Origin of the sequence: Lonsdalea quercina subsp. quercina, assembly GCF_000688695.1 — a bacterium.
Lineage (GTDB): Bacteria > Pseudomonadota > Gammaproteobacteria > Enterobacterales > Enterobacteriaceae > Lonsdalea > Lonsdalea quercina_D.
Genome location: NZ_JIBQ01000004.1, coordinates 32,570 through 53,330 on the forward strand (window position 1 = coordinate 32,570; position 20,761 = coordinate 53,330).

Annotated in this window: 18 protein-coding genes; 8 read left to right on the forward strand and 10 right to left on the reverse strand. The window is 55.9% G+C overall.

What is annotated here, in order from left to right; genetic code table 11:
• Positions 1-11: 11 nt before the first annotated feature.
• From ruvX to metK, 8 genes are all read right to left on the reverse strand, one after another.
• Positions 12-428, reverse strand: a complete 417-nt coding sequence (gene ruvX, locus SB13_RS03500) for a Holliday junction resolvase RuvX (RefSeq protein ID WP_026739013.1) — start codon at positions 426-428, stop codon at positions 12-14.
• On the reverse strand, positions 428-991 hold the full coding sequence (locus SB13_RS03505) for a YqgE/AlgH family protein (RefSeq protein WP_026739014.1): 564 nt from the start codon (positions 989-991) through the stop codon (positions 428-430). Before SB13_RS03505 ends, ruvX begins: the two co-directional genes overlap by 1 nt.
• 107 nt (positions 992-1,098) lie before the next feature.
• Positions 1,099-2,052, reverse strand: coding sequence for a glutathione synthase (gshB, locus tag SB13_RS03510; RefSeq protein ID WP_026739015.1), 954 nt, complete (start codon positions 2,050-2,052; stop codon positions 1,099-1,101).
• A 12-nt stretch (positions 2,053-2,064) separates the two neighbouring features.
• Positions 2,065-2,799, reverse strand: a complete 735-nt coding sequence (gene rsmE, locus SB13_RS03515) for a 16S rRNA (uracil(1498)-N(3))-methyltransferase (RefSeq protein WP_026739016.1) — start codon at positions 2,797-2,799, stop codon at positions 2,065-2,067.
• 113 nt (positions 2,800-2,912) lie between these two features.
• A complete protein-coding gene (gene endA / locus SB13_RS03520; protein ID WP_026739017.1) occupies positions 2,913-3,611 on the reverse strand; it encodes a deoxyribonuclease I in 699 nt (232 codons plus the stop codon).
• 95 nt (positions 3,612-3,706) lie between these two features.
• A complete protein-coding gene (locus tag SB13_RS03525) occupies positions 3,707-4,219 on the reverse strand; it encodes a SprT family zinc-dependent metalloprotease (RefSeq protein WP_026739018.1) in 513 nt (170 codons plus the stop codon).
• Positions 4,220-4,276: 57 nt separating this feature from the next.
• Entirely contained in the window at positions 4,277-5,668 is a 1,392-nt protein-coding gene (locus tag SB13_RS03530) for a sugar porter family MFS transporter (RefSeq protein WP_026739019.1), read from the reverse strand.
• A 368-nt stretch (positions 5,669-6,036) separates the two neighbouring features.
• A complete protein-coding gene (gene metK / locus SB13_RS03535; protein ID WP_026739020.1) occupies positions 6,037-7,188 on the reverse strand; it encodes a methionine adenosyltransferase in 1,152 nt (383 codons plus the stop codon).
• Positions 7,189-7,895: 707 nt separating this feature from the next.
• Here metK and speA point away from each other — a divergent pair.
• Entirely contained in the window at positions 7,896-9,875 is a 1,980-nt protein-coding gene (speA, locus tag SB13_RS03540) for a biosynthetic arginine decarboxylase (protein ID WP_026739021.1), read from the forward strand.
• A gap of 265 nt (positions 9,876-10,140) precedes the next feature.
• Here speA and loiP read toward each other — a convergent pair whose 3' ends face one another.
• Positions 10,141-10,893: a metalloprotease LoiP gene (loiP, locus tag SB13_RS03545; protein ID WP_026739022.1), complete on the reverse strand. Its 753-nt coding sequence runs from the start codon at positions 10,891-10,893 to the stop codon at positions 10,141-10,143.
• Positions 10,894-11,252: 359 nt separating this feature from the next.
• Here loiP and tkt point away from each other — a divergent pair, with 359 nt between their 5' ends.
• The 6 genes from tkt (at position 11,253) to SB13_RS03575 (ending at position 18,915) form a co-directional block, all read left to right on the forward strand.
• Entirely contained in the window at positions 11,253-13,247 is a 1,995-nt protein-coding gene (tkt, locus tag SB13_RS03550) for a transketolase (RefSeq protein WP_026739023.1), read from the forward strand.
• Positions 13,248-13,579: 332 nt separating this feature from the next.
• On the forward strand, positions 13,580-14,596 hold the full coding sequence (gene epd / locus SB13_RS03555) for an erythrose-4-phosphate dehydrogenase (RefSeq protein WP_026739024.1): 1,017 nt from the start codon (positions 13,580-13,582) through the stop codon (positions 14,594-14,596).
• A gap of 68 nt (positions 14,597-14,664) precedes the next feature.
• Positions 14,665-15,828: a phosphoglycerate kinase gene (gene pgk, locus SB13_RS03560; RefSeq protein WP_026739025.1), complete on the forward strand. Its 1,164-nt coding sequence runs from the start codon at positions 14,665-14,667 to the stop codon at positions 15,826-15,828.
• Positions 15,829-15,938: 110 nt separating this feature from the next.
• Positions 15,939-17,018, forward strand: coding sequence for a class II fructose-bisphosphate aldolase (gene fbaA, locus SB13_RS03565; protein ID WP_026739026.1), 1,080 nt, complete (start codon positions 15,939-15,941; stop codon positions 17,016-17,018).
• A gap of 128 nt (positions 17,019-17,146) precedes the next feature.
• Complete coding sequence (gene mscS / locus SB13_RS03570) at positions 17,147-18,016, forward strand: small-conductance mechanosensitive channel MscS (RefSeq protein WP_026739027.1); 870 nt, start codon at positions 17,147-17,149, stop codon at positions 18,014-18,016.
• A gap of 173 nt (positions 18,017-18,189) precedes the next feature.
• Positions 18,190-18,915 carry an oxidative stress defense protein gene (locus SB13_RS03575; RefSeq protein ID WP_026739028.1) on the forward strand — a complete coding sequence of 242 codons (726 nt, stop codon included), beginning with the start codon at positions 18,190-18,192 and terminating at the stop codon, positions 18,913-18,915.
• Between the two features lie 34 nt (positions 18,916-18,949).
• Here the strand turns inward: SB13_RS03575 and SB13_RS03580 are convergent, their stop codons facing one another.
• Positions 18,950-19,843: a LysR family transcriptional regulator ArgP gene (locus SB13_RS03580; protein ID WP_026739029.1), complete on the reverse strand. Its 894-nt coding sequence runs from the start codon at positions 19,841-19,843 to the stop codon at positions 18,950-18,952.
• Between the two features lie 192 nt (positions 19,844-20,035).
• Here SB13_RS03580 and rpiA point away from each other — a divergent pair, with 192 nt between their 5' ends.
• Positions 20,036-20,698 carry a ribose-5-phosphate isomerase RpiA gene (gene rpiA / locus SB13_RS03585; RefSeq protein WP_026739030.1) on the forward strand — a complete coding sequence of 221 codons (663 nt, stop codon included), beginning with the start codon at positions 20,036-20,038 and terminating at the stop codon, positions 20,696-20,698.
• Positions 20,699-20,761 lie beyond the last annotated feature (63 nt).

A 20,761-nucleotide genomic window follows, 5' to 3' on the forward strand; every position in this document is an offset into this window, starting at 1 on the left:
GCAAGATGACGCTAATGCTGTTCGAACCAGCTTTCCAGAATGACGACCGCAGAGGCGGAGTCGACGCTGCCTTTATCCAGAGCCCGGAAACCGCCCTGAGCGAACAGTCCAGAGCGTGCTTCCACCGTGCTTAAACGCTCATCATGCAATTCCACCGCAACGCCGAAGCGGCCGTGAAGACGCTGGGCGAATTTTCTCGCGCGAGCCGTCAGCGGCTGTTCCGTGCCATCCATGTTCAGCGGCAGGCCGACGATCACCAGCTCGGGCTGCCATTCCCGTATGAGCTTCTCGACCTTCTGCCAGTCCGGCGTGCCGTCCTGTGCTTTAAATGCCTGCAGCGGGCGGGCGGTGCGCGTCAGATCCTGACCGATGGCGACGCCGATGCTGCGGGTGCCGAAGTCGAATGCCATGATGGTGCGGTGACTCATCAGGCGTGTCCCGCATCACTGGCGATCATATGGATATCCACGCCGAGCTTCTTCGCGGCGACGCGCCAACGGTCCGCTATCGGCGTGTGGAACAGGATGTCCTGATCGGCTTTGACGGTCAGCCAGGCATTGTCCAGCAGTTCGCTCTCAAGCTGTCCGCCTTCCCAGGCCGTATAACCCAGGGCGACCAGCGTATTGTTGGGCTGGTCGACCGTACCCATCGTCTCCAGTACGTCCTTGGACGTGGTAATCATCGTATCGGGCGATACGGAGATACTGGAGGCGAAGCCCGCCTGCGGGGTATGCAGAATAAAGCCGCGGTCATCCGCCAGCGGACCGCCGGAAAAAACCGGTTTATCCAGCCGAATATCGGATTTTGACTCCGGCGGGGTGATTTTCAGTTTTTTCAAAATATCGTCGACGGTGAACTGTTCCATCGGTTTATTGATGATCAGCCCCATCGCACCGTCTTCACCGTGTTCGCAGACGTATACCACGGACCGTTTAAATACCGGATCCTGCATTGCAGGCATCGCGATAAGAAAGTGATGCTGTAAATTCATGGTCTGTTCTTATCGTTTTCTGTCGTTATTTCGGTTCGCCGCCAGCCGACGAACCCGGCAGATGTGCATGGTCGACCGGGGATCGCTTCCAGGCCGTCGAAGAGTGCTCAGCGTGCGGACAGCCGCCGTTCGATGGCGTCCATCAGCATGCCGGTAATGGAGATGTCCGGGAACGCCGCTTCAATCTCACGTACGCAGGTCGGGCTGGTGACGTTGATCTCGGTCAGACGGTCGCCGATGATATCCAGGCCGACGAAAATCAGTCCTTTCTGTTTCAAGGTCGGGGCGACGGTACGGGCGATCCGCCAGTCGCTTTCGCTCAGCGGACGCGCTTCTCCTCGGCCGCCGGCGGCCAGATTACCGCGCGTTTCTCCCCCTTGCGGGATACGGGCCAGGCAGTAAGGAACCGGTTCTCCGTCCACGACCAGTACGCGCTTATCGCCGTCTTTGATGGCGGGCAAATAGTTCTGTGCCATGCAGTAGCGGCTGCCGTGTTCGGTCAGCGTTTCGATGATGACCGACACGTTAGCGTCATCCTGTTTCAGGCGGAAGATAGAGGCGCCTCCCATGCCGTCCAGCGGCTTGAGGATGACGTCCTTATGCTGCTGGTGGAACTCGCGCAGTTTGTCGGCGCGGCGGGTGACCAGCGTTGCGGGCGTCAGGTCGGAGAACCAGGCGGTGAACAGCTTTTCGTTGCAGTCGCGCAGACTTTGCGGTTTGTTAACGATCAGCGTGCCTTTTTCTTCAGCGCGTTCAAGAATATAGGTGGCGTAGATGAACTCGGTATCGAACGGCGGATCTTTACGCATCAGCACCACGTCCAGCTCATGCAGGGCGATATCTTGCGCGTCGCCGAACTGATACCAGCCGTCGTAGTTGTGCTCAACGCTGAGTTTGCGAGTGGTGGCGCGTGCTTCGCCCGCGTTCAGATAAAGGTCGTCCATCTCCATATAATGCAGCTCCCAGCCCCTGCGCTGCGCTTCCAACAGCATGGCGAAGCTGGTGTCTTTTTTAATGTTGATGGCTGCAATCGGGTCCATCACGATGCCGAGTTTGATCATTCTCTTTCTCCTTTACCCCAGATCGCCGAATCGAACCTGCAATGCGGTGATTGCGGTGAGCGCTGTGGTTTCTGTACGCAGAACGCGAGGCCCCAGCAGAATATCGGTAAAGCCGTGTTCTGCCGTCATCGCAATTTCATCGGACGAAAGGCCGCCTTCCGGGCCAATCAGTAGCCGGACACGCTGCACCGGCGTGGGTAGCGTGTTGATGCTGTGCGTCGCCCGCGGATGCAGGTTCAGTTTTAACCCATTGTCCGGTTCCGCGCACCAGCTTTCCAGCGACAGGGGGGGACGAATGAGNGGAATGCGATTTCTACCGCACTGTTCGCAAGCGCCGATGGCGATTTTTTGCCATTGGGACAGCTTCTTCTCCAAACGATCGCCGTCTAGCTTGACGCCGCAACGTTCTGAGAAAAGAGGCGTAATTTCATTCACGCCCAGCTCAATGGATTTCTGGATAGTGAATTCCATTTTCTCACCGCGTGAAATCACCTGTCCGAGATGCAGGTGCAGCGGAGACTCCCGGTCTTCCTGCTGCGCGGCGTTGTAGCGTACCTGTACCCGTTTTTTGTCGGCCAGCAGAATTTCCGCATCGAAAATGCAGTTGCTGCCGTCAAATAACTGTAGCGCCTGNCCGCGGTTCATGCGCAGTACGCGGCCGATATGATTGGCGGCGTCTGCGCTCAGGTCGGTTTCGCCGCCGCCTGTCGATAGCGTTTCAGGATGAAAAATGCGCGGTATTCGCATTGATGTTCTGGCCTTTACGTCATGTCTGTCGGAATGGGCGGATCGCCCGGGTGGAGCCCACCCCCATCCGCGGATGGGGGGGATAAGGACTTAAGCTATAGTAGGTAGCCGGATCACTGCTGGCAAGCTTGTTGCACGTAGGGGTTGTGATTGCCCTGCACCTGGGCGATGCGATTGTCGCGGGTACATTCCCACTGCGTCACGGGATACTGCTGGTTCCAGATTTCAAACAGCTGGGTCTGCTGGCGGGAAATCGTCAGATGATAGCGGTCGCGCATATAAAAATAGGNGCGGGCGATCGGTCCGCGGGCGCGTTCAGGCGGTTCCGCCATCTTGTTTTTGAAGTCGATTTTCATCTCGCACTGACCGTACTGCTTTTCGCTGCCGTTCCACTGGTTATACATCAGGTTGCCGCGGTCGCCGTTGACCTCGCCGATGGCAGGCTCCAAATTGTGCAGGTCGGTTTCCATCTCGCGGTACACCTCGTCCTGCTCGCAATTTTTGCGGCCGCCGTTCTGCCAGCATTGACGCTGGTGGCCAAACTGCCAGGCCGGTACGACGTGCTCCCACTCGATACGGTTGGCGCGGTCGGCGTTCTTGCGGACTTCATAGCCGCAGGACGCCAGGTCGGGGATGCCTTTCTTGCCTTGCCAGGTAATGCGGCAGCCGCAGTAAAAGCTGCCCGGCGCGTCTCGGTTGATTTTCACCGCGGCAGCTTTGGCCTGAGTGAAACTATTAATTTCCTGGCTGAGCGCAGAAAAAGTCATCAGGCTGTAGCCTACGGTAGCGATAACAAGAGTTTTGCGAAGCATGTTCCAAAGCGCCTTGGGCAGAAAAGCGTGCAGAGTACCGGAAGCGCTACGGTGAGGCAACGCTATGCCCGGTCGGAAAAAACTGGAATATCAGATTAACGCGCCCCTTTTTCGTTGCGCTTGAGAGGGGTGCCGCAGCGGCGGCAGCGGTACTCGGTTTCGCCGCGGAGAATGCGATTATGACGCCTTACCGTCAGTTCGTGTTGCTGACAGGCGCACTGGTAAAGAAAGGTTTTCCCACGCACGGACGTCACGGCGAATGCGTGCGTACGTCGAGCCGGCACCGCCAGAACGTGCTCCATCATCCATCGCCAGGTTTGACCGTGGGGGGGCGCTTTGCCGAAGCGAGCATAGACCAACAGGTGCGCCAGCTCATGGGGGACGACTTCATCAATGAATGCCTGCTGATTTTCCTGCAACAGCACGGGGTTAATGCGGATTTCCCAGTCTTGCAGCCAGGCGCTGCCGGCGGTGGCGCCGCGCTGGTTATAGGTGACAACGGGTTCGGGGTAGTTGCTGTCGAGAGCGGTGTTGGCCAGCGCCAGCTTTTCTCGCAGGCAGCGCATCACCGCCTGATGGAGTGCGATAGGGACGCGTTCAGTCTTCATAACGTCAAGCATACGGTGACCGGGGCACGGTTGTAAACGTGCCCCGGTGGGGGAGGGTTATTCGCCGATATTACGCAGGCGCTTGCCGGACATCAGGTTATGTTCGATGTGTTCCAGCGAAACGTTTTTGGTTTCCGGGATTAACAGTAGCGTCAGTACGATGAACAAGACGTTAAGGCCGCCGTAGACCCAGAAGGTGTTGGCGTTGCCCAAGGTGTTCAGCAAGGTCAGGAAGGTGGCTCCGACGATCATGTTGGCGATCCAGTTCGTGGTCGTTGAGACGGTGATACCGAAATCACGACCGCGCAGCGGCTGAATCTCGGAGCACAGTACCCAAATCAGCGGACCGGCGCTCATGGCGAATCCGACAATAAACATCAGCAGCATGATGATGGCGGCATACTGCATCCCGCTGGAGGTAATGCCGATGTGCAACATCGTTCCCAGCACGCCCATGCCGAAGGCCATGACCACGAAGCCGAGAATCAGCGTCGGCTTGCGTCCCCAGCGGTCAACCAGTCCGATGGCGATAAAGGTGGCCAGTACGTTGACGGCCCCGACGATCACGGTTCCCCACATCTGCTGTCCGGTGCTGGTGAAACCGGCGATATCGAAGATCTTCGGCGCGTAGTACATGATGACGTTCATGCCGGTGAACTGTTGCATCACCTGTAGCAGAATGCCGAGGTAGACCGCGCGGCGAAAGTTTGCATTACTGGTAAACAGCGCCCAGCCGCTCTGCTTGATTTGCAGGCTTTCCCGAATTTCATCCAGCTCTTTTTTCGCCTGCTCGGTGGAGTCCCGCAGTCTGTCCAGCACGCGTTTGGCGTCGTTAAAGCGTCCCTTGGCCGCCAACCAGCGCGGGCTGCCCGGCAGGAAGAATACGCCGATAAACAGCAGCACGGCAGGCAGCGTAATTACCCCCAGCATCCAGCGCCAGGAGCCGGTGTAGCTGAACGCCGTGTCGGACAGATAAGCCCCGAGAATGCCGATGGTGATCATCAACTGATACATAGAGATCATGCTGCCGCGGATTTTCTCGGGCGCGATCTCGGACAGGTACAACGGCGCCGTATAAGACGCTACGCCGACGGCGAGACCGAGGATCACGCGGGAGAAGATCAATACTTCGACGTTCGGCGCAAAGGCTGAGCTCAGCGAGCCGACGACAAACAGAACGGAGGCCACCATCAGGCTCGTTTTTCTGCCCAGATGAGACGAAAGCCAGCCGCTGCCGATAGCGCCGATAGCCGCGCCGAACATCATCGAGCTGACGACCCACTCCTGCTGATGACTCGTCATTTGAAACGTTTGCGTGATAAACGGCAGCGCGCCGGCAATCACTCCGATATCCAAACCGAACAGCAGCCCTGCCAGCGCGGCAAGGAAGCAGACCAAAAACGTCATGGTTTTATTGGACGCTCTGTTGTTATTTTTAGCCCCAACCATAGAACCTCACTTGTTAATCCTGACCCTGGTACGCCGTAGCATAAGCTGCCACGGCATCGTGTTGTGTGATCCGTCCCTAATAGGTGTAAACGGTTACAATTTTGTTGCCAACTGTTGATATTGGCTGGCTATCTATATATGACAAAGCGGCATTCAAGCAATCCGAAAAGCGTTAGGGGATGATCTGTAATCGATTACAAAAAATACGATGATGAACACAGGGGACGTTACGGTGAGGTTTATCAAGGTGTTACGTAAAGGTGAATATAGTCAGAAGCGGGTGAGAGGTCTGTGCGGAAGTATCTGAAAAGCGTGGAGCATCAGAAACACCAAAGCCAGACGGGCTGGCTTTGGTGGAAGAGCGGAGATTACAGGCCAGCGGCGTCGCGCAGTTTCGGAGCGACGTCGGTTTTCTCCCACGGGAAATGCTCGCGACCGAAGTGGCCGTACGCAGCGGTTTCCTGATAGATCGGATGCAGCAGATCCAGCATCTGGATCAGACCGTACGGACGCAGATCGAAGTATTCGCGCACCAGTTCAGCCAGACGATCGGAGGAGATCTTCTCGGTGCCGAAGGTTTCAACGGCGATGGACGTCGGCTCAGCCACGCCGATAGCGTAGGAAACCTGAATTTCACAACGGTCGGCCAGGCCAGCGGCCACGATATTCTTCGCCACATAACGCGCCGCATAGGCTGCGGAACGGTCAACTTTAGACGGATCCTTGCCGGAAAACGCGCCGCCGCCGTGACGCGCCGCGCCGCCGTAGGTATCGACGATGATCTTACGACCGGTCAGACCGCAGTCGCCCATCGGGCCGCCGATAACGAAACGACCGGTCGGGTTGATGAAGTATTTGGTGCTGGCGGTCAGCCATTCGGCCGGCAGCACAGGTTTGATGATCTCTTCCATCACCGCTTCCTGAAGATCTTTCAGTTTGATGTCTTCAGCATGCTGAGTGGACAGGACCACGGCGTCGATACCGGCGATTTTGCCGTTATCGTAAGCGAAAGTGACCTGGCTTTTCGCATCCGGACGCAGCCACGGCAGCGCGCCGTTTTTACGCACTTCGGACTGACGCTGTACCAGACGGTGAGCGAAGGTGATCGGTGCCGGCATCAGCACGTCGGTTTCGTTGGTTGCGTAACCAAACATCAGGCCCTGGTCGCCAGCGCCTTGCTCCAGCGGGTCGGTGCGGTCAACGCCTTGGTTGATATCCGGAGACTGTTTGCCGATGGCGCTCAGCACTGCGCAAGAGTTGGCGTCGAATCCCATATCTGAATTCACGTAGCCAATGTCGCGAACCGTGCGACGCGTGATCTCTTCAATATCTACCCAGGCGCTGGTCGTAATTTCTCCACCGACTAACACCATTCCGGTTTTGACGTAAGTTTCGCAAGCGACGCGTGCTTTGGGATCCTGTTCCAGAATCGCATCAAGAACCGCGTCAGAGATCTGGTCGGCGATTTTGTCAGGATGTCCTTCGGAAACCGACTCGGATGTAAATAGGTGTCTAGCCATGAGTTTCTTTACCTTGTAAGAGCAAAGCCGTTAAGCAGTGTATCGGTTAATCGGTATAGACGGATTAACATCTGGATGGCTATTTTAGGTCGGTTTTTAGTCCTATTGCCAGTAGTTTTTGCCCACCGATCCGGATCCCGTTTGATGGTCTCTATCGCCGTTTGCCGCAACTCCGCGGATTGTTACGAATTTCATTTTGATTTTCTACCGTGGGATCGGTATAACCGGCGCTCAGTTTTAATACCCGTGTTATGCTTATTTTTTTGCCGTTTCCATTAATGGCCAGACCGCACAGCCTGCGGCCTGCTGGGAGGTGATAGGATTAATGACCCGTTGTTTGTTCTGTGAGTCGCGCTCTCCGCGACGCGCCGTCGCCGCTATGGCGCTTTCATATCATCTCTTTCCGCTTTCAGCCCAGCATTGTCTTTCCCGCAGTGCGACGCAGGATTCCCGCGCCGGCTGACCCTCTTTCATTCCTGTGCAGATGGACGCCGCGCGTTCTTCTGATGATGGTTTCCCTGGATTTTTACCGAAACATATCTCGGAGCCTGACATCGTGCTTTACACTGAAAAGAGTCACAAAACGACGGCATACTACTCTCTGCCGGGCCCTGCATCATTGGTGGTGCAGACTGAACGCATGTTTCAGGTTGTCTACGCTGGAGCATCCATGATTGCCGATATTGCTACAACAGAAGGGGACTGCCATGTCTGACGACATGATCCATTCGCACTCGTCAGCGGCGGGTAAGCACGACAATGTACGCTCCATGCAGGAGGTGGCCATGAATGATCGCGATGCCAGTGAAATGCTGCGCACCTACAACATTGCCTGGTGGGGCAATAACTATTATGACGTCAACGAGCTGGGGCATATCACCGTTTGTCCCGATCCGGACGTGCCTGAAGCACGTGTCGATTTGGCCCATTTGGTGAAAGAGCGGCAGGGCAAAGCCGATCGTCGTCTGCCCGCGCTGTTCTGCTTCCCGCAAATTCTGAAGCACCGCTTGCGCTCCATCAACGGGGCGTTCCAGCGTGCGCGCGAATCCTTCGGCTACGAAGGCCGCTACTTTTTGGTTTATCCGATTAAGGTGAACCAGCATCGCAGAGTGATTGAGTCGCTGGTGAATTCCGGCGAGCCGCTGGGACTGGAAGCCGGTTCCAAGGCGGAGCTGATGGCCGTGCTCGGTCATGCCGGCATGACCCGCACCGTCATTGTCTGCAACGGTTACAAAGACCGCGAATATATTCGTCTGGCGCTGATCGGCGAGAAACTGGGGCACAAAGTGTACCTGGTGATTGAGAAAATGTCGGAAATCCGGCTGGTGCTGGAAGAAGCGGAGCGTCTGAACGTGGTGCCGCGTCTGGGCGTGCGCGCTCGACTGGCCTCTCAGGGCTCCGGCAAATGGCAGTCCAGCGGGGGCGAAAAATCCAAATTCGGACTGGCGGCAGTACAGGTACTGCAACTGGTCGAAATGCTGCGCGAGGCCAACCGCCTGGAAAGCCTGCAATTACTGCATTTCCATCTCGGCTCTCAGCTGGCGAACATCCGTGATATCGCGACCGGCGTGCGCGAATCGGCCCGCTTCTATGTCGAACTGCACAAGCTGGGCGTGAATATTCAGTGCTTCGACGTGGGCGGCGGTTTGGGCGTGGACTATGAAGGGACGCGCTCGCAGTCGGACTGCTCCGTGAACTACGGCCTGAACGAATATGCCAACAACGTCATTTGGGGGATCGGCGACGCGTGTAACGAACATGGCCTGCCGCACCCCATGGTGATCACCGAGTCCGGCCGCGCCCTGACAGCGCACCATACGGTGCTGGTGTCCAACATCATCGGCGTGGAACGCAACGAGTTCAGCGAGCCGGTAGCGCCGGGTGAAGATGCCCCGCGCGCGCTGGAAAGCATGTGGTCGACCTGGAATGAGATTACCCAAACGGGCAACCGGCGCTCCCTACGTGAATGGTTGCACGATAGCCAGATGGACCTCTACGATGTCCACACGCAATATGCACACGGCATGTTGGATCTGACGCAGCGGGCCAAGGCGGAGCAGCTTTATCTGAGCATCTGCCAGCGTATCCAGCAGCAGCTCGATCCCAGCAACCGCGCGCACAGACCGATCATCGACGAACTGCAAGAGAGAATGGCGGACAAGCTGTACGTTAACTTCTCGCTGTTCCAGTCTATGCCGGATGCGTGGGGGATTGACCAACTGTTCCCGGTGCTGCCGCTGGAAGGGCTGGATAAACTGCCGGAACGTCGCGCGGTCTTGCTGGATATCACCTGCGATTCCGATGGCGCGATCGACCATTATATTGATGGCGACGGTATTGCCACGACCATGCCGATGCCGCCGTACAATCCGGAAGATCCGCCGCTGCTGGGCTTCTTTATGGTGGGCGCCTATCAGGAAATTCTGGGCAACATGCATAACCTGTTCGGCGACACCGCCACCGTGGACGTTTTCGTCGGCGAAGACGGCAAGGTCGACATTGTGGAGTCGGACGAAGGCGATACGGTCGCGGATATGCTGGAGTACGTGCAGTTGAATCCGGATGTACTGATGTCTCGCTTCCGCGATCAGGTGAAGGCGGCTCAGCTACAGCCGGAGCTGCGGGCGCAGTTCCTGCATGAGTTCGAAACGGGGCTGTACGGCTACACCTACCTCGAAGACGAATAACGCGTCCTGAGGCGTCACAATATTGAAAGGCTGAGTGTGTACTCAGCCTTTCTTCTTTCTGCCGCCGTCATGCCGAAAGTTCATGGCAGAAACGTTGTCCTTAGGCGCAGGGCGCCAGCGAGCATCCCACCGGCTATAAGGTCTTCGAGCCGTAAGAAAGGACAGCAACGCGATGAGGTAAGGGCGGTTCAAATGGGCGGAGGCGGCGGAGAGAAGTGAAAAGGGCGCCGAGGCGCCCTTTGTCGTTATCTGAAAGCGTCAGCGATTATTTGTTTTCGGCGATACGCTTGCGGATATGTTCAGCACGTTCTTTCGACGCCGGGTGGGAGTCAAACATGCTGCTGTCGTGGCCTGCATCCATCTTCGCCAGTTTCTCGAAGCTGGTCGCCAGACCTTCGCGGTTGACGCCACGTTTTTTCAGCAGATCGAAGGAGTAGTCATCAGCCTGAGATTCCTGAGCCTGAGAGAACTGCGCGTTGACCAGCGCTTCGCCCAGATCGGCCAACTGAGACTTAGACAGCGTAGCGGCAACGCCGCCCGCAGACGCGGCAGCGGAGCGTGCAGCTTCTGCCGCGTAAGCGACCTGCATGGCTTTACGGGTGTGGCCCAACGCGACGTGGCCCATTTCGTGGCCCAGTACGCCTTCCACTTCGTTATCGTTCATCATGTCCATCAGGCCGCTGTATACGCGGATGCAGCCGTTAGCCATCGCCCAGGCGTTGACGTCTTTCGTCAGGTAAACTTTGTAATTAGCCGGGGTGCCGTTGATGTCGTGACCGAGTGAGTTGGCGATTTTATTCAGGCGTTTGGTGTATTTGCTGTTGGCGGGTGCGATGCTCGCCTCTTTATCCATTTCCTCACAAGACTGCGTGCTCAGCGTTTTCACGTCTGAATCACTCAGAGAGGCGGCTTTGAAAGCCTGGGTGCCGGACTGCAGCATTTGTGCGGCGTCCATGCTCTTACAGCCGCTCAATGAGGTTGCCATGACGATCGCTAATAGTGAAACTCGTAATTTCATCCCTTTTCTCCCTAGGATTGTAAGTAAAAACAACGCGTCTTCGACTAAAGACGTAACAAAAGCGGGGATTAATGTAAGGGAATGCACATGGTATTAATAGGAATAAATTCAGAACATTTTATTCGTCAGGAAATAGTCCCCCGCATCCCTGAATGGGTGGGCAATGGCGAAGTTCGGCGGTGCTGCGACGGCGTGAATCCCTCGCTCTGAGGGCGCTTGGCGCGTACGGTTCCCAGTGCATTCAACCGGGTTTTCATGTACATTTAAAACTATCTCTTCTTGGTCTTTTCGGGCTAACGTTCTGATTTATATATCGTGTGTTCGGCAAGACACTTGTTCAATCCGATCTGGAGTAAAGCATGTCCTCTCGTAAAGAACTTGCCAATGCTATCCGTGCGTTGAGCATGGATGGTGTGCAGAAGGCCAAATCTGGCCATCCGGGCGCACCGATGGGTATGGCCGATATCGCCGAAGTCCTGTGGCGTGACTACCTCAATCATAATCCTGCTAACCCGCACTGGGCCAACCGTGACCGTTTCGTGCTGTCTAACGGTCACGCCTCCATGCTGATCTATAGCCTGCTGCACCTGACCGGCTACGATCTGCCGTTGGAAGAGCTGAAGAACTTCCGTCAGCTGCACTCCAAAACGCCGGGTCACCCGGAAGTCGGCTATACGCCGGGCGTGGAAACGACCACGGGTCCGCTGGGGCAGGGGATCGCCAACGCGGTCGGTATGGCTATCGCCGAGCGTACGCTGGCGTCGCAGTTCAACCGTCCCGGGCATAACATCGTCGATCACCACACTTATGCGTTCATGGGCGACGGCTGCATGATGGAAGGGATCTCGCACGAGGTCTGTTCACTGGCGGGTACGCTGAAGCTTGGCAAACTGACCGCGTTCTACGATGACAACGGCATTTCCATCGACGGTCACATCACCGGTTGGTTCACGGACGATACGGCCGCTCGCTTTGAAGCCTACGGCTGGCATGTCATCCGCGGTATCGACGGTCACGATGCGGATGCGATCAAACGCGCCATCGCCGAAGCCCAGCTGGTGACCGACAAACCGTCTCTGCTGATGTGCAAAACGGTCATCGGCTTCGGTTCGCCGAACAAGCAGGGTACGCATGAAGTGCATGGTGCTGCGCTGGGCGATGCCGAAGTGGCCGCGACCCGTAAAAACATCGGCTGGAACTACGGNCCGTTCGAAATCCCGGCCGACATCTATGCCGAGTGGGATGCCCGCGACGCGGGACAGCGCAAAGAAGCTGACTGGAACAAAGCGTTCGACGCTTACGCCAGCGCTTATCCGGATTTGGCCGCTGAATTCCGTCGTCGTGTCGACGGCGAACTGCCGGCAAACTGGCAGGCGGAATCCGCCAAATATATTGAAGAGCTGCAGGCTAACCCGGCCAGCATCGCCAGCCGCAAGGCTTCCCAGAATGCGCTGGAAAACTACGGCAAGCTGCTGCCTGAATTCCTGGGCGGATCGGCAGATCTGGCGCCAAGCAACCTGACCATGTGGTCTGGCTCCAAGCCGCTGAATGAAGATCCGGCGGGCAACTACATCCACTACGGCGTACGCGAGTTCGGGATGACCGCTATCGCCAACGGGATTGGCCTGCACAGCGGTTTCATTCCTTACACCGCGACATTCCTGATGTTCGTGGAGTATGCGCGTAACGCGGTACGTATGGCGGCGCTGATGAAACTGCGCAGCATCTACGTTTATACCCATGATTCCATCGGTCTGGGTGAAGATGGTCCGACTCACCAGCCTGTTGAACAGCTGGCGAGCCTGCGTGTTACGCCGAACCTCAGCACCTGGCGTCCGGCTGACCAGGTCGAAACCGCCGTGGCATGGAAATATGCGATTGAACGCCAGGATGGTCCTTCCGCGCTGATCCTGTCTCGTCAGAATCTGGCGCAGCAGGAACGTACCGCTGAGCAACTGGCGAATATCGCCAAAGGCGCGTACGTACTGAAAGACAGCGAAGGTCAGCCTGACCTGATCCTGATCGCTACCGGTTCTGAAGTGGAACTGGCCGTGGCGGCCTGGCAGCAGCTGACAAACGACGGCGTGAAGGCGCGCGTGGTTTCCATGCCTTCTACCGACGCATTCGACAAGCAGGATGCTGCGTACCGTGAATCTGTACTGCCTGCCGCCGTTAGCGCGCGCGTGGCGGTGGAAGCCGGTATCGCCGACTATTGGTACAAATATGTCGGTCTGAACGGAGCGATTGTCGGCATGACCAGCTTCGGTGAGTCAGCTCCGGCCGAGCTGTTGTTCAAAGAGTTTGGCTTCACAACCGAAAACGTGGTCGCAAAAGCGAAAGCCTTGCTGAAATAAGTACTGCGTTTGACGAAAAAGGTCGGGGAATTTCCCCGGCCTTTTTTTATCTTTGATCCCCGCTTTTTCAATGCGACAAGTAGTTGTATTCATTTTTTTGACGTACGTCACTCTTCTGGCACATGCCTGTGGGGACGATTCCTTTTGACAATGAATTCGTTTATGCTAGCTGAAGCGTTTCAGTCATCGGAGCAGTCACCTATTTCCGCTCAATCAGCCGGGTTTTACGGGCCGATGACGAAGAGAACGCAAGGTATAACCAACGGTTTATTCCTGACGATGTACTGATTATTCTATAGGACCAGCGGTTTTATCATTGCACAGGGAATTTCATGACGATCCGTATTGCGATAAACGGTTTTGGTCGGATAGGACGCAGTGTACTGCGGGCTCTTTATGAGTCCGGACGGCGCGCCGAAATCTCCGTGGTCGCGATCAATGAACTGGCGAATGCCGAAGGGATCGCCCACCTGCTCAAATACGACAGCAGCCATGGCCGTTTTTCGTGGGATGTCGGTCAGGAATGCGACCAGCTGTATGTGGGGGATGACATCATCCGCCTGCTGCACGAGCCTCAGCCGCAAAACCTGCCCTGGAAAGAACTGGGTGTGGACATCGTGCTGGACTGTAGCGGCGTCTACGGCAGCCGGGCCGATGGTGAAGCGCATTTGGCCGCCGGTGCCCGCAAAGTGCTGTTTTCGCATCCCGGTACACCGGATCTGGACGCCACCGTGGTGTACGGCGTTAACCAAGATGATTTACGGTCCGAGCACCGTCTGGTGTCGAATGCATCCTGCACCACCAACTGTATTATTCCCGTGATAAAACTGCTCGATGACGCGTTTGGCATTGAAAGCGGTACGGTCACCACTATTCATGCCTCCATGAACGATCAGCCGGTGATTGACGCCTATCACCATGATTTGCGTCGCACGCGTGCGGCCAGCCAGTCAATCATCCCGGTGGATACCAAATTGGCGGCGGGAATTACGCGCTTTTTCCCGAAATTCCTGGATCGTTTCGAAGCGATATCCGTGCGGGTTCCCACCACGAACGTCACGGCGATCGATTTAAGCGTTAGCGTGAGAAGTAAAGTAAACGTCTGCGAAATCAACAGCCTGCTGCAAAGCTCAGCGCGAGGGGCATTTCGTGGTATAGTTGACTACACAGAATTACCGTTAGTTTCGGCCGATTTTAATCACGATCCGCACAGCGCGATCGTGGACGGAACACAAACCAGGGTCAGTGGACATCATCTGATAAAAACACTGGTCTGGTGCGATAATGAATGGGGCTTCGCCAACCGTATGTTGGATACAACTCGGGCAATGGCGGCCTGCGGATTCTAGTACGCGGCGGCGGTTCTGCCGACGCCTCGCTCAAGCAACTTTAAGAGAATCAACCAAGAGGATTCACCATGGCTGTAATTAAGATGACCGATCTGGATCTGGCTGGCAAACGTGTGCTGATCCGTGCGGATCTGAATGTACCGGTTAAAGCTGGCAAAGTGACGTCCGATGCGCGTATCCGCGCATCTCTGCCGACAATCGAAAAAGCGCTGAAGCAGGGTGCCCGCGTGATGGTGACTTCCCACCTGGGTCGTCCTACCGAAGGCGAATACAACGAAGAATTTTCTCTGCTGCCGGTTGTTAACTACCTGAAAGACAAACTGTCTTCACCAGTACGTCTGGCGAAAGATTACCTGGAAGGCGTTGATGTCGCGGAAGGCGAACTGGTTGTTCTGGAAAACGTCCGCTTCAACAAAGGCGAGAAGAAAGACGACGAAGTGCTGGCGAAAAAATATGCCGCTCTGTGCGACGTGTTCGTCATGGACGCCTTCGGTACGGCTCACCGCGCTCAGGCTTCGACTCACGGCGTAGGTAAATTCGCCCCGATCGCCTGCGCAGGTCCGCTGCTGTCTGCTGAACTGGAAGCGCTGGGCAAAGCCCTGGGCAAACCGGCTCGCCCGATGGTCGCAATCGTCGGCGGTTCTAAAGTTTCCACCAAACTGACCGTTCTGGACTCTCTGTCTAAAATCGCTGACCAGCTGATCGTCGGTGGCGGCATCGCCAACACCTTCATTGCGGCTCAGGGCCACAACGTGGGTAAATCCCTGTACGAAGCGGACCTGATTCCAGAAGCGAAAAAACTGCTGGAAACCTGCGATATCCCGGTACCGAGCGATGTGCGCGTGGCGACTGAGTTCTCCGAAACTGCAAGCTGCACGATGAAATCCGTCTCTGAAATCAAAGACGACGAACAGGTTCTGGATCTGGGCGACGTTTCCGCAGAACGCCTGGCTGAAATCCTGAAAAATGCCAAGACTATCCTGTGGAACGGTCCGGTAGGTGTGTTCGAATTCCCGAACTTCCGTAAAGGCACCGAAGTGATCGCACAGGCGATTGCCGACAGCGACGCTTTCTCCATCGCGGGCGGCGGCGATACCCTGGCTGCTATCGACTTGTTCGGTATTGAAGATAAAATCTCTTACATCTCTACTGGCGGCGGCGCCTTCCTTGAGTTCGTTGAAGGTAAAAAACTGCCGGCCGTAGTGATGCTGGAAGAACGCGCTAAGCAGTAATGATGAACGACGGGAGAGGTATCTCCCGTTTGCGGTTGCCTCTATGCTGAGGTGGAGGCGACCGTTGCTATCTCTAACCCCCCCACGGCCAACGAAACAGGACACGTAACATGTCTAAAATCTTCGATTTCGTAAAACCTGGTGTCATCACTGGTGATGACGTACAGAAAGTTTTTGCAGTCGCAAAAGAAAACAAATTTGCCCTGCCCGCCGTTAACTGTGTCGGTACCGACTCAATTAACGCCGTGCTGGAAACCGCTGCGAAAGTTCGCGCACCTGTCATTGTGCAGTTCTCCAATGGCGGCGCTGGCTTCATCGCAGGTAAAGGCCTGAAATCCGATGTTCCGCAGCAGGCGGCTATCCAGGGTGCTATCTCTGGCGCGCATCATGTTCATCAGATGGCTGAATACTACGGTGTTCCGGTTATCCTGCACACTGACCACTGCGCTAAGAAACTGCTGCCGTGGCTGGACGGACTGCTGGACGCTGGCGAAAAATTCTTCGCGGCTAACGGCAAACCGCTGTTCTCTTCTCACATGATCGACCTGTCTGAAGAGTCTCTGGAAGAAAACATCGAAATCTGCAGCAAATACCTGACTCGCATGTCGAAACTGGGTATGACGCTGGAAATCGAACTGGGTTGCACCGGTGGTGAAGAAGATGGCGTAGATAACAGCCATCTGGACAACTCCGCGCTGTACACTCAGCCGGAAGACGTGGCTTACGCGTACGAAAAACTGAACGCTATTAGCCCGCGTTTCACCATCGCTGCTTCCTTCGGTAACGTACACGGCGTTTACAAGCCGGGTAACGTACAGCTGACGCCGAAAATCCTGCGCAACTCTCAGGACTTCGTTTCTGAAAAATACAACCTGCCGCACAACAGCCTGAACTTCGTGTTCCACGGCGGTTCTGGTTCTACTGCTGCAGAAATCGAAGAAGCAGTTGGTTACGGTGTTATCAAAATGAACATCGATACCGACACCCAGTGGGCTACCTGGGAAGGTATTCTGCAGTACTACAAGAAAAACGAAGGCTACCTGCAGGCACAGCTGGGTAACCCGGAAGGCGCTGACAAGCCGAACAAGAAATACTACGACCCGCGTGCATGGCTGCGTGCTGCGCAGAGCACCATGATCGCTCGTCTGGAACAAGCCTTTAAAGAACTGAACGCGATCGACGTTCTGTAATAAATACAACTTAAACGGCTTCAATAAGGCTCCTTCGGGAGCCTTATTTTTACTTCCGTTTCATACAAATGACGGTAGATTTAGGTGTGGATAAGTCAGTTTAGCGAGTCTCAAACAGGAGTAAGTCAATGGAAGATTTAGGTGTAACAGAAAGCGTAAGTCGCGCGCATACCTGGTTGACCAACAATCAACATGTGCTGTTGGAGTATGCGGTTAATATTGTTTCCTCTCTGGTCATTCTGATCGCGGGATTGATCGTCGCGCGGATCGTATCCAGCACGCTGAACCGCCTGATGCGGGCGCGGAGTATTGATGCCACGGTTGCGGATTTCCTCTCCGCCATCGCGCGATACGGCGTGATTGCATTTACATTAATTGCCGCGTTGAGCCGCATTGGCGTGCAGACGGCGTCGATTATCGCTGTGTTGGGTGCCGCCGGTTTGGCCGTAGGTTTGGCGCTGCAAGGCTCGCTGTCCAACTTTGCGGCCGGCGTGCTGATTGTGATGTTCCGTCCTTTCCGCACCGGCGAAACCGTCGATCTGGGCGGCGTGAGCGGTACAGTCACTCAGGTGCAGATTTTCTCTAGTACGCTGCTGACGACGGATGGTCGCATCATCGTTGTCCCGAACGGCAAAATCATCTCCGGTAATATCATCAACAGCTCTCGCGAGCCGAATCGCCGTACCGAGATCATCGTGGGCGTCGCTTACGATGCGGATATCGATGTGGTGAAGAAAGTGCTGGGCGATATCATCAATGCGGACGACCGTATTCAGAAAGATAAAGATGTCGTGATCCGTCTGAACGAAATGGCGGCCTCTTCACTGAACTTCGTTGTGCGCGTATGGACAAGCAACGCAGACTCCACCGTGGTGTACTGGGACTTGCTGGAAAACTTCAAGCGCGCGCTTGATGAACACCAGATCGGCATTCCTTACCCGCAGATGGATGTGCACCTGCACCAGACCGCGTCGGCGGAATCCGCCGACAAGGCGTAAGCCAGGCCTTTCTCTTATGCGCTGCCCGCCCCGATTTTACGGGCAGCGCAATATCACTCTTCATTTTCCTTTCGTTTAGCAAACCCCTGCCAATCTTTAGAAACTCTCCTATATTGTGGGAGAGCCACCTCACGTATGGTGTGCACTGCCGTCATAATTTGAAAGGAGAGAGTGTGAAACTCAAGACACTGACATTGGCTGCGATTATCGGTATGGGAGCGCTATCCGCTGCGGCTACGGCCAACGAGTTGCCAAATGGCCCGCATATCGTCACCTCTGGCTCGGCCAGCGTAGACGCCACGCCGGATATCGCCCGACTGGCTATTGAAGTCAGCGTGTCCTCCAAGGATGCCGCTGACGCTAAAAAACAAGCGGACGCCCGCGTTGCGCAATATTTCGATTTCCTCGCCAAACAGGGGATCGACAAAAAGGATATCAATGCGGCTAATATCCGCACCCAGCCTGAATATGACTATCTGAAAACCGGGGGTAGCGTGTTGAAAGGCTACAGCGCCGTGCGACAGGTAGAAGTGACCGTACGCCAGTTGGACAAGCTGAATGAGCTACTGGATGGCGCGCTGAAGTCCGGCCTGAATGAAATCCGCACGGTCGATCTGAGCGTTTCTAATCCAGACACCTATCGAGATCAGGCGCGTCAGAAGGCGATTGAACAGGCAAGCAGTCAGGCGCAGGCGCTGGCCAGTGGTTTCAAAGCGACGCTGGGGCCGATTTACAGCATTCGCTATCACGTTGCCAATTACCAGCCGGTGCCGGTGGCACGTATGCTCAAAGCGTCGGATGCCGCCGTACAGACGATGGCGTCACAGACCTACGAACAGCAAACCATTCATTTCGACGATCAGGTCGACGTTGTGTTTGAGTTGCAACGTCAGCCCTGATGCCCTCATTTCTCGGGCGCGGGGCATACTGCGATCAAGGCTGACGCAGCACCCGACGCCCGTGCTCTAACAGTGCATCCGTCACTTTACGCATCATCCGGCTTTCCGGCGCGAAGCGATGCCAATACAGCATCCGACGCTGCAGCAGACCGGGTGTGAGATCGATCAGCTCGCCGTTAGCCAACTCGCGTTCGATCTGCAGGTGGGGGATCATGCAGCAAGTCGTACCTTGACGCGCCAATTGCACAAACGCTTCCGACGAGTTCACGATATGGCAGGGGACGCTGCCGGGTGACAGGTCAAAATTTTGCTGCAAGAACGCCTGATGCATATCATCCAAATGGTCGAAAGCCACCGCCGGTGCGCGCAGCAGGGCGGAGCGCGTGACGCCGTTTGGAAAATAGCGCGTGGCGAATTCCGGCGAGGCGACGAACAGGTAGTCCAACGCGCCTAGTGCGTCGACCAGACAGCTGGGCAGCGGTTGCGGTTGGATACTGACGGCGCCGACTACCTCGCCACGTCGCAAGCGTTCCTGCGTGCGAGTTTCGTCCTCAACCTGTAGATTCAGACGTATCGGTGAGTCCGCCAATACTGACTGCAATGCCGGCAGCAGCCAGGTCGCCAGACTATCGGCGTTGACCGCCAGCGATAGCAGGAGAGGGGCCTCGCTGCTGTTTTCATCGCCAAGCCATTCTTCTTCCAGCAGTTCAACCTGATGCAGCAACGCCAACAGCTTTTGGCCCTGTTCGGTCGGACGGGGAGGGATCGTTCTGACCAACAGCGGCTGACCAAAGAGATTCTCAAGCTGCTTGATGCGCTGCGATACGGCGGATTGAGTAATGCAAAGTTTGTGTGCTGCGCGTTCAAAGCCCCGCTCGCGGATTACGGCGTCCAGGGCCTGAAGAGTGCGATAGTCCGGGCGTTTCATGAAGGGGGAAAGTTCCTGTGAATAATATTACTCTTTTCACTATGCCATAATTTTTGGCGTCACCTCTCTAATAAATGACGCGTTTATCTGCGAACTCCTCAAATTTGCGTATACGCAAACGCTAAATCACGCCTTTTAGGCAACGTCTGCCTTATAATGTGCACACTTTTTAAAGCAACAGGCAATCAGACCATGACACAGGATGAACTCAAAAAAGCCGTCGGCTGGGCCGCGTTGGATTACGTGCGCCCCGGTACTATCGTCGGTGTTGGCACAGGCTCAACGGCGGCGCATTTTATAGATGCGCTGGGCACCATCAAAGATCAGATCGAAGGCGCCGTGTCCAGTTCGGACGCCTCTACAGCCAAACTGAAAAGCCTGGGTATTCCGGTGTTTGATTGTAATGAAGTTGATGTGCTGGACGTTTACGTGGATGGCGCTGACGAAATTAACGGCCATATGCAGATGATCAAGGGCGGGGGCGCGGCGCTGACGCGTGAAAAAATCGTCGCCGCCATCGCCCGGCAGTTTGTCTGTATCGTCGATGCCACCAAACAGGTAGATATTCTGGGGCGTTTCCCGTTGCCGGTCGAGGTGATCCCCATGGCGCGGTCTTACGTCGCGCGGGAGCTGGTCAAATTGGGCGGTCTGCCGGAATATCGTCAGGGGGTCGTGACCGACAACGGTAACGTCATTCTGGATGTGCATAACCTGGATATTTCTGACGCGATTGCGATGGAGAACCGAATCAACGGCATCGCCGGTGTGGTGACGGTCGGTCTGTTCGCCAACCGTGGCGCGGATGTCGCGCTGGTAGGAACGCCGGATGGCGTGAAAACGGTGAAACGCAGCTAGTCAGGGATAGTCTCGCGCCGTCTCTCTCCGGCCTGTTTGGACAGGCCGGATTTGTGGAAATCG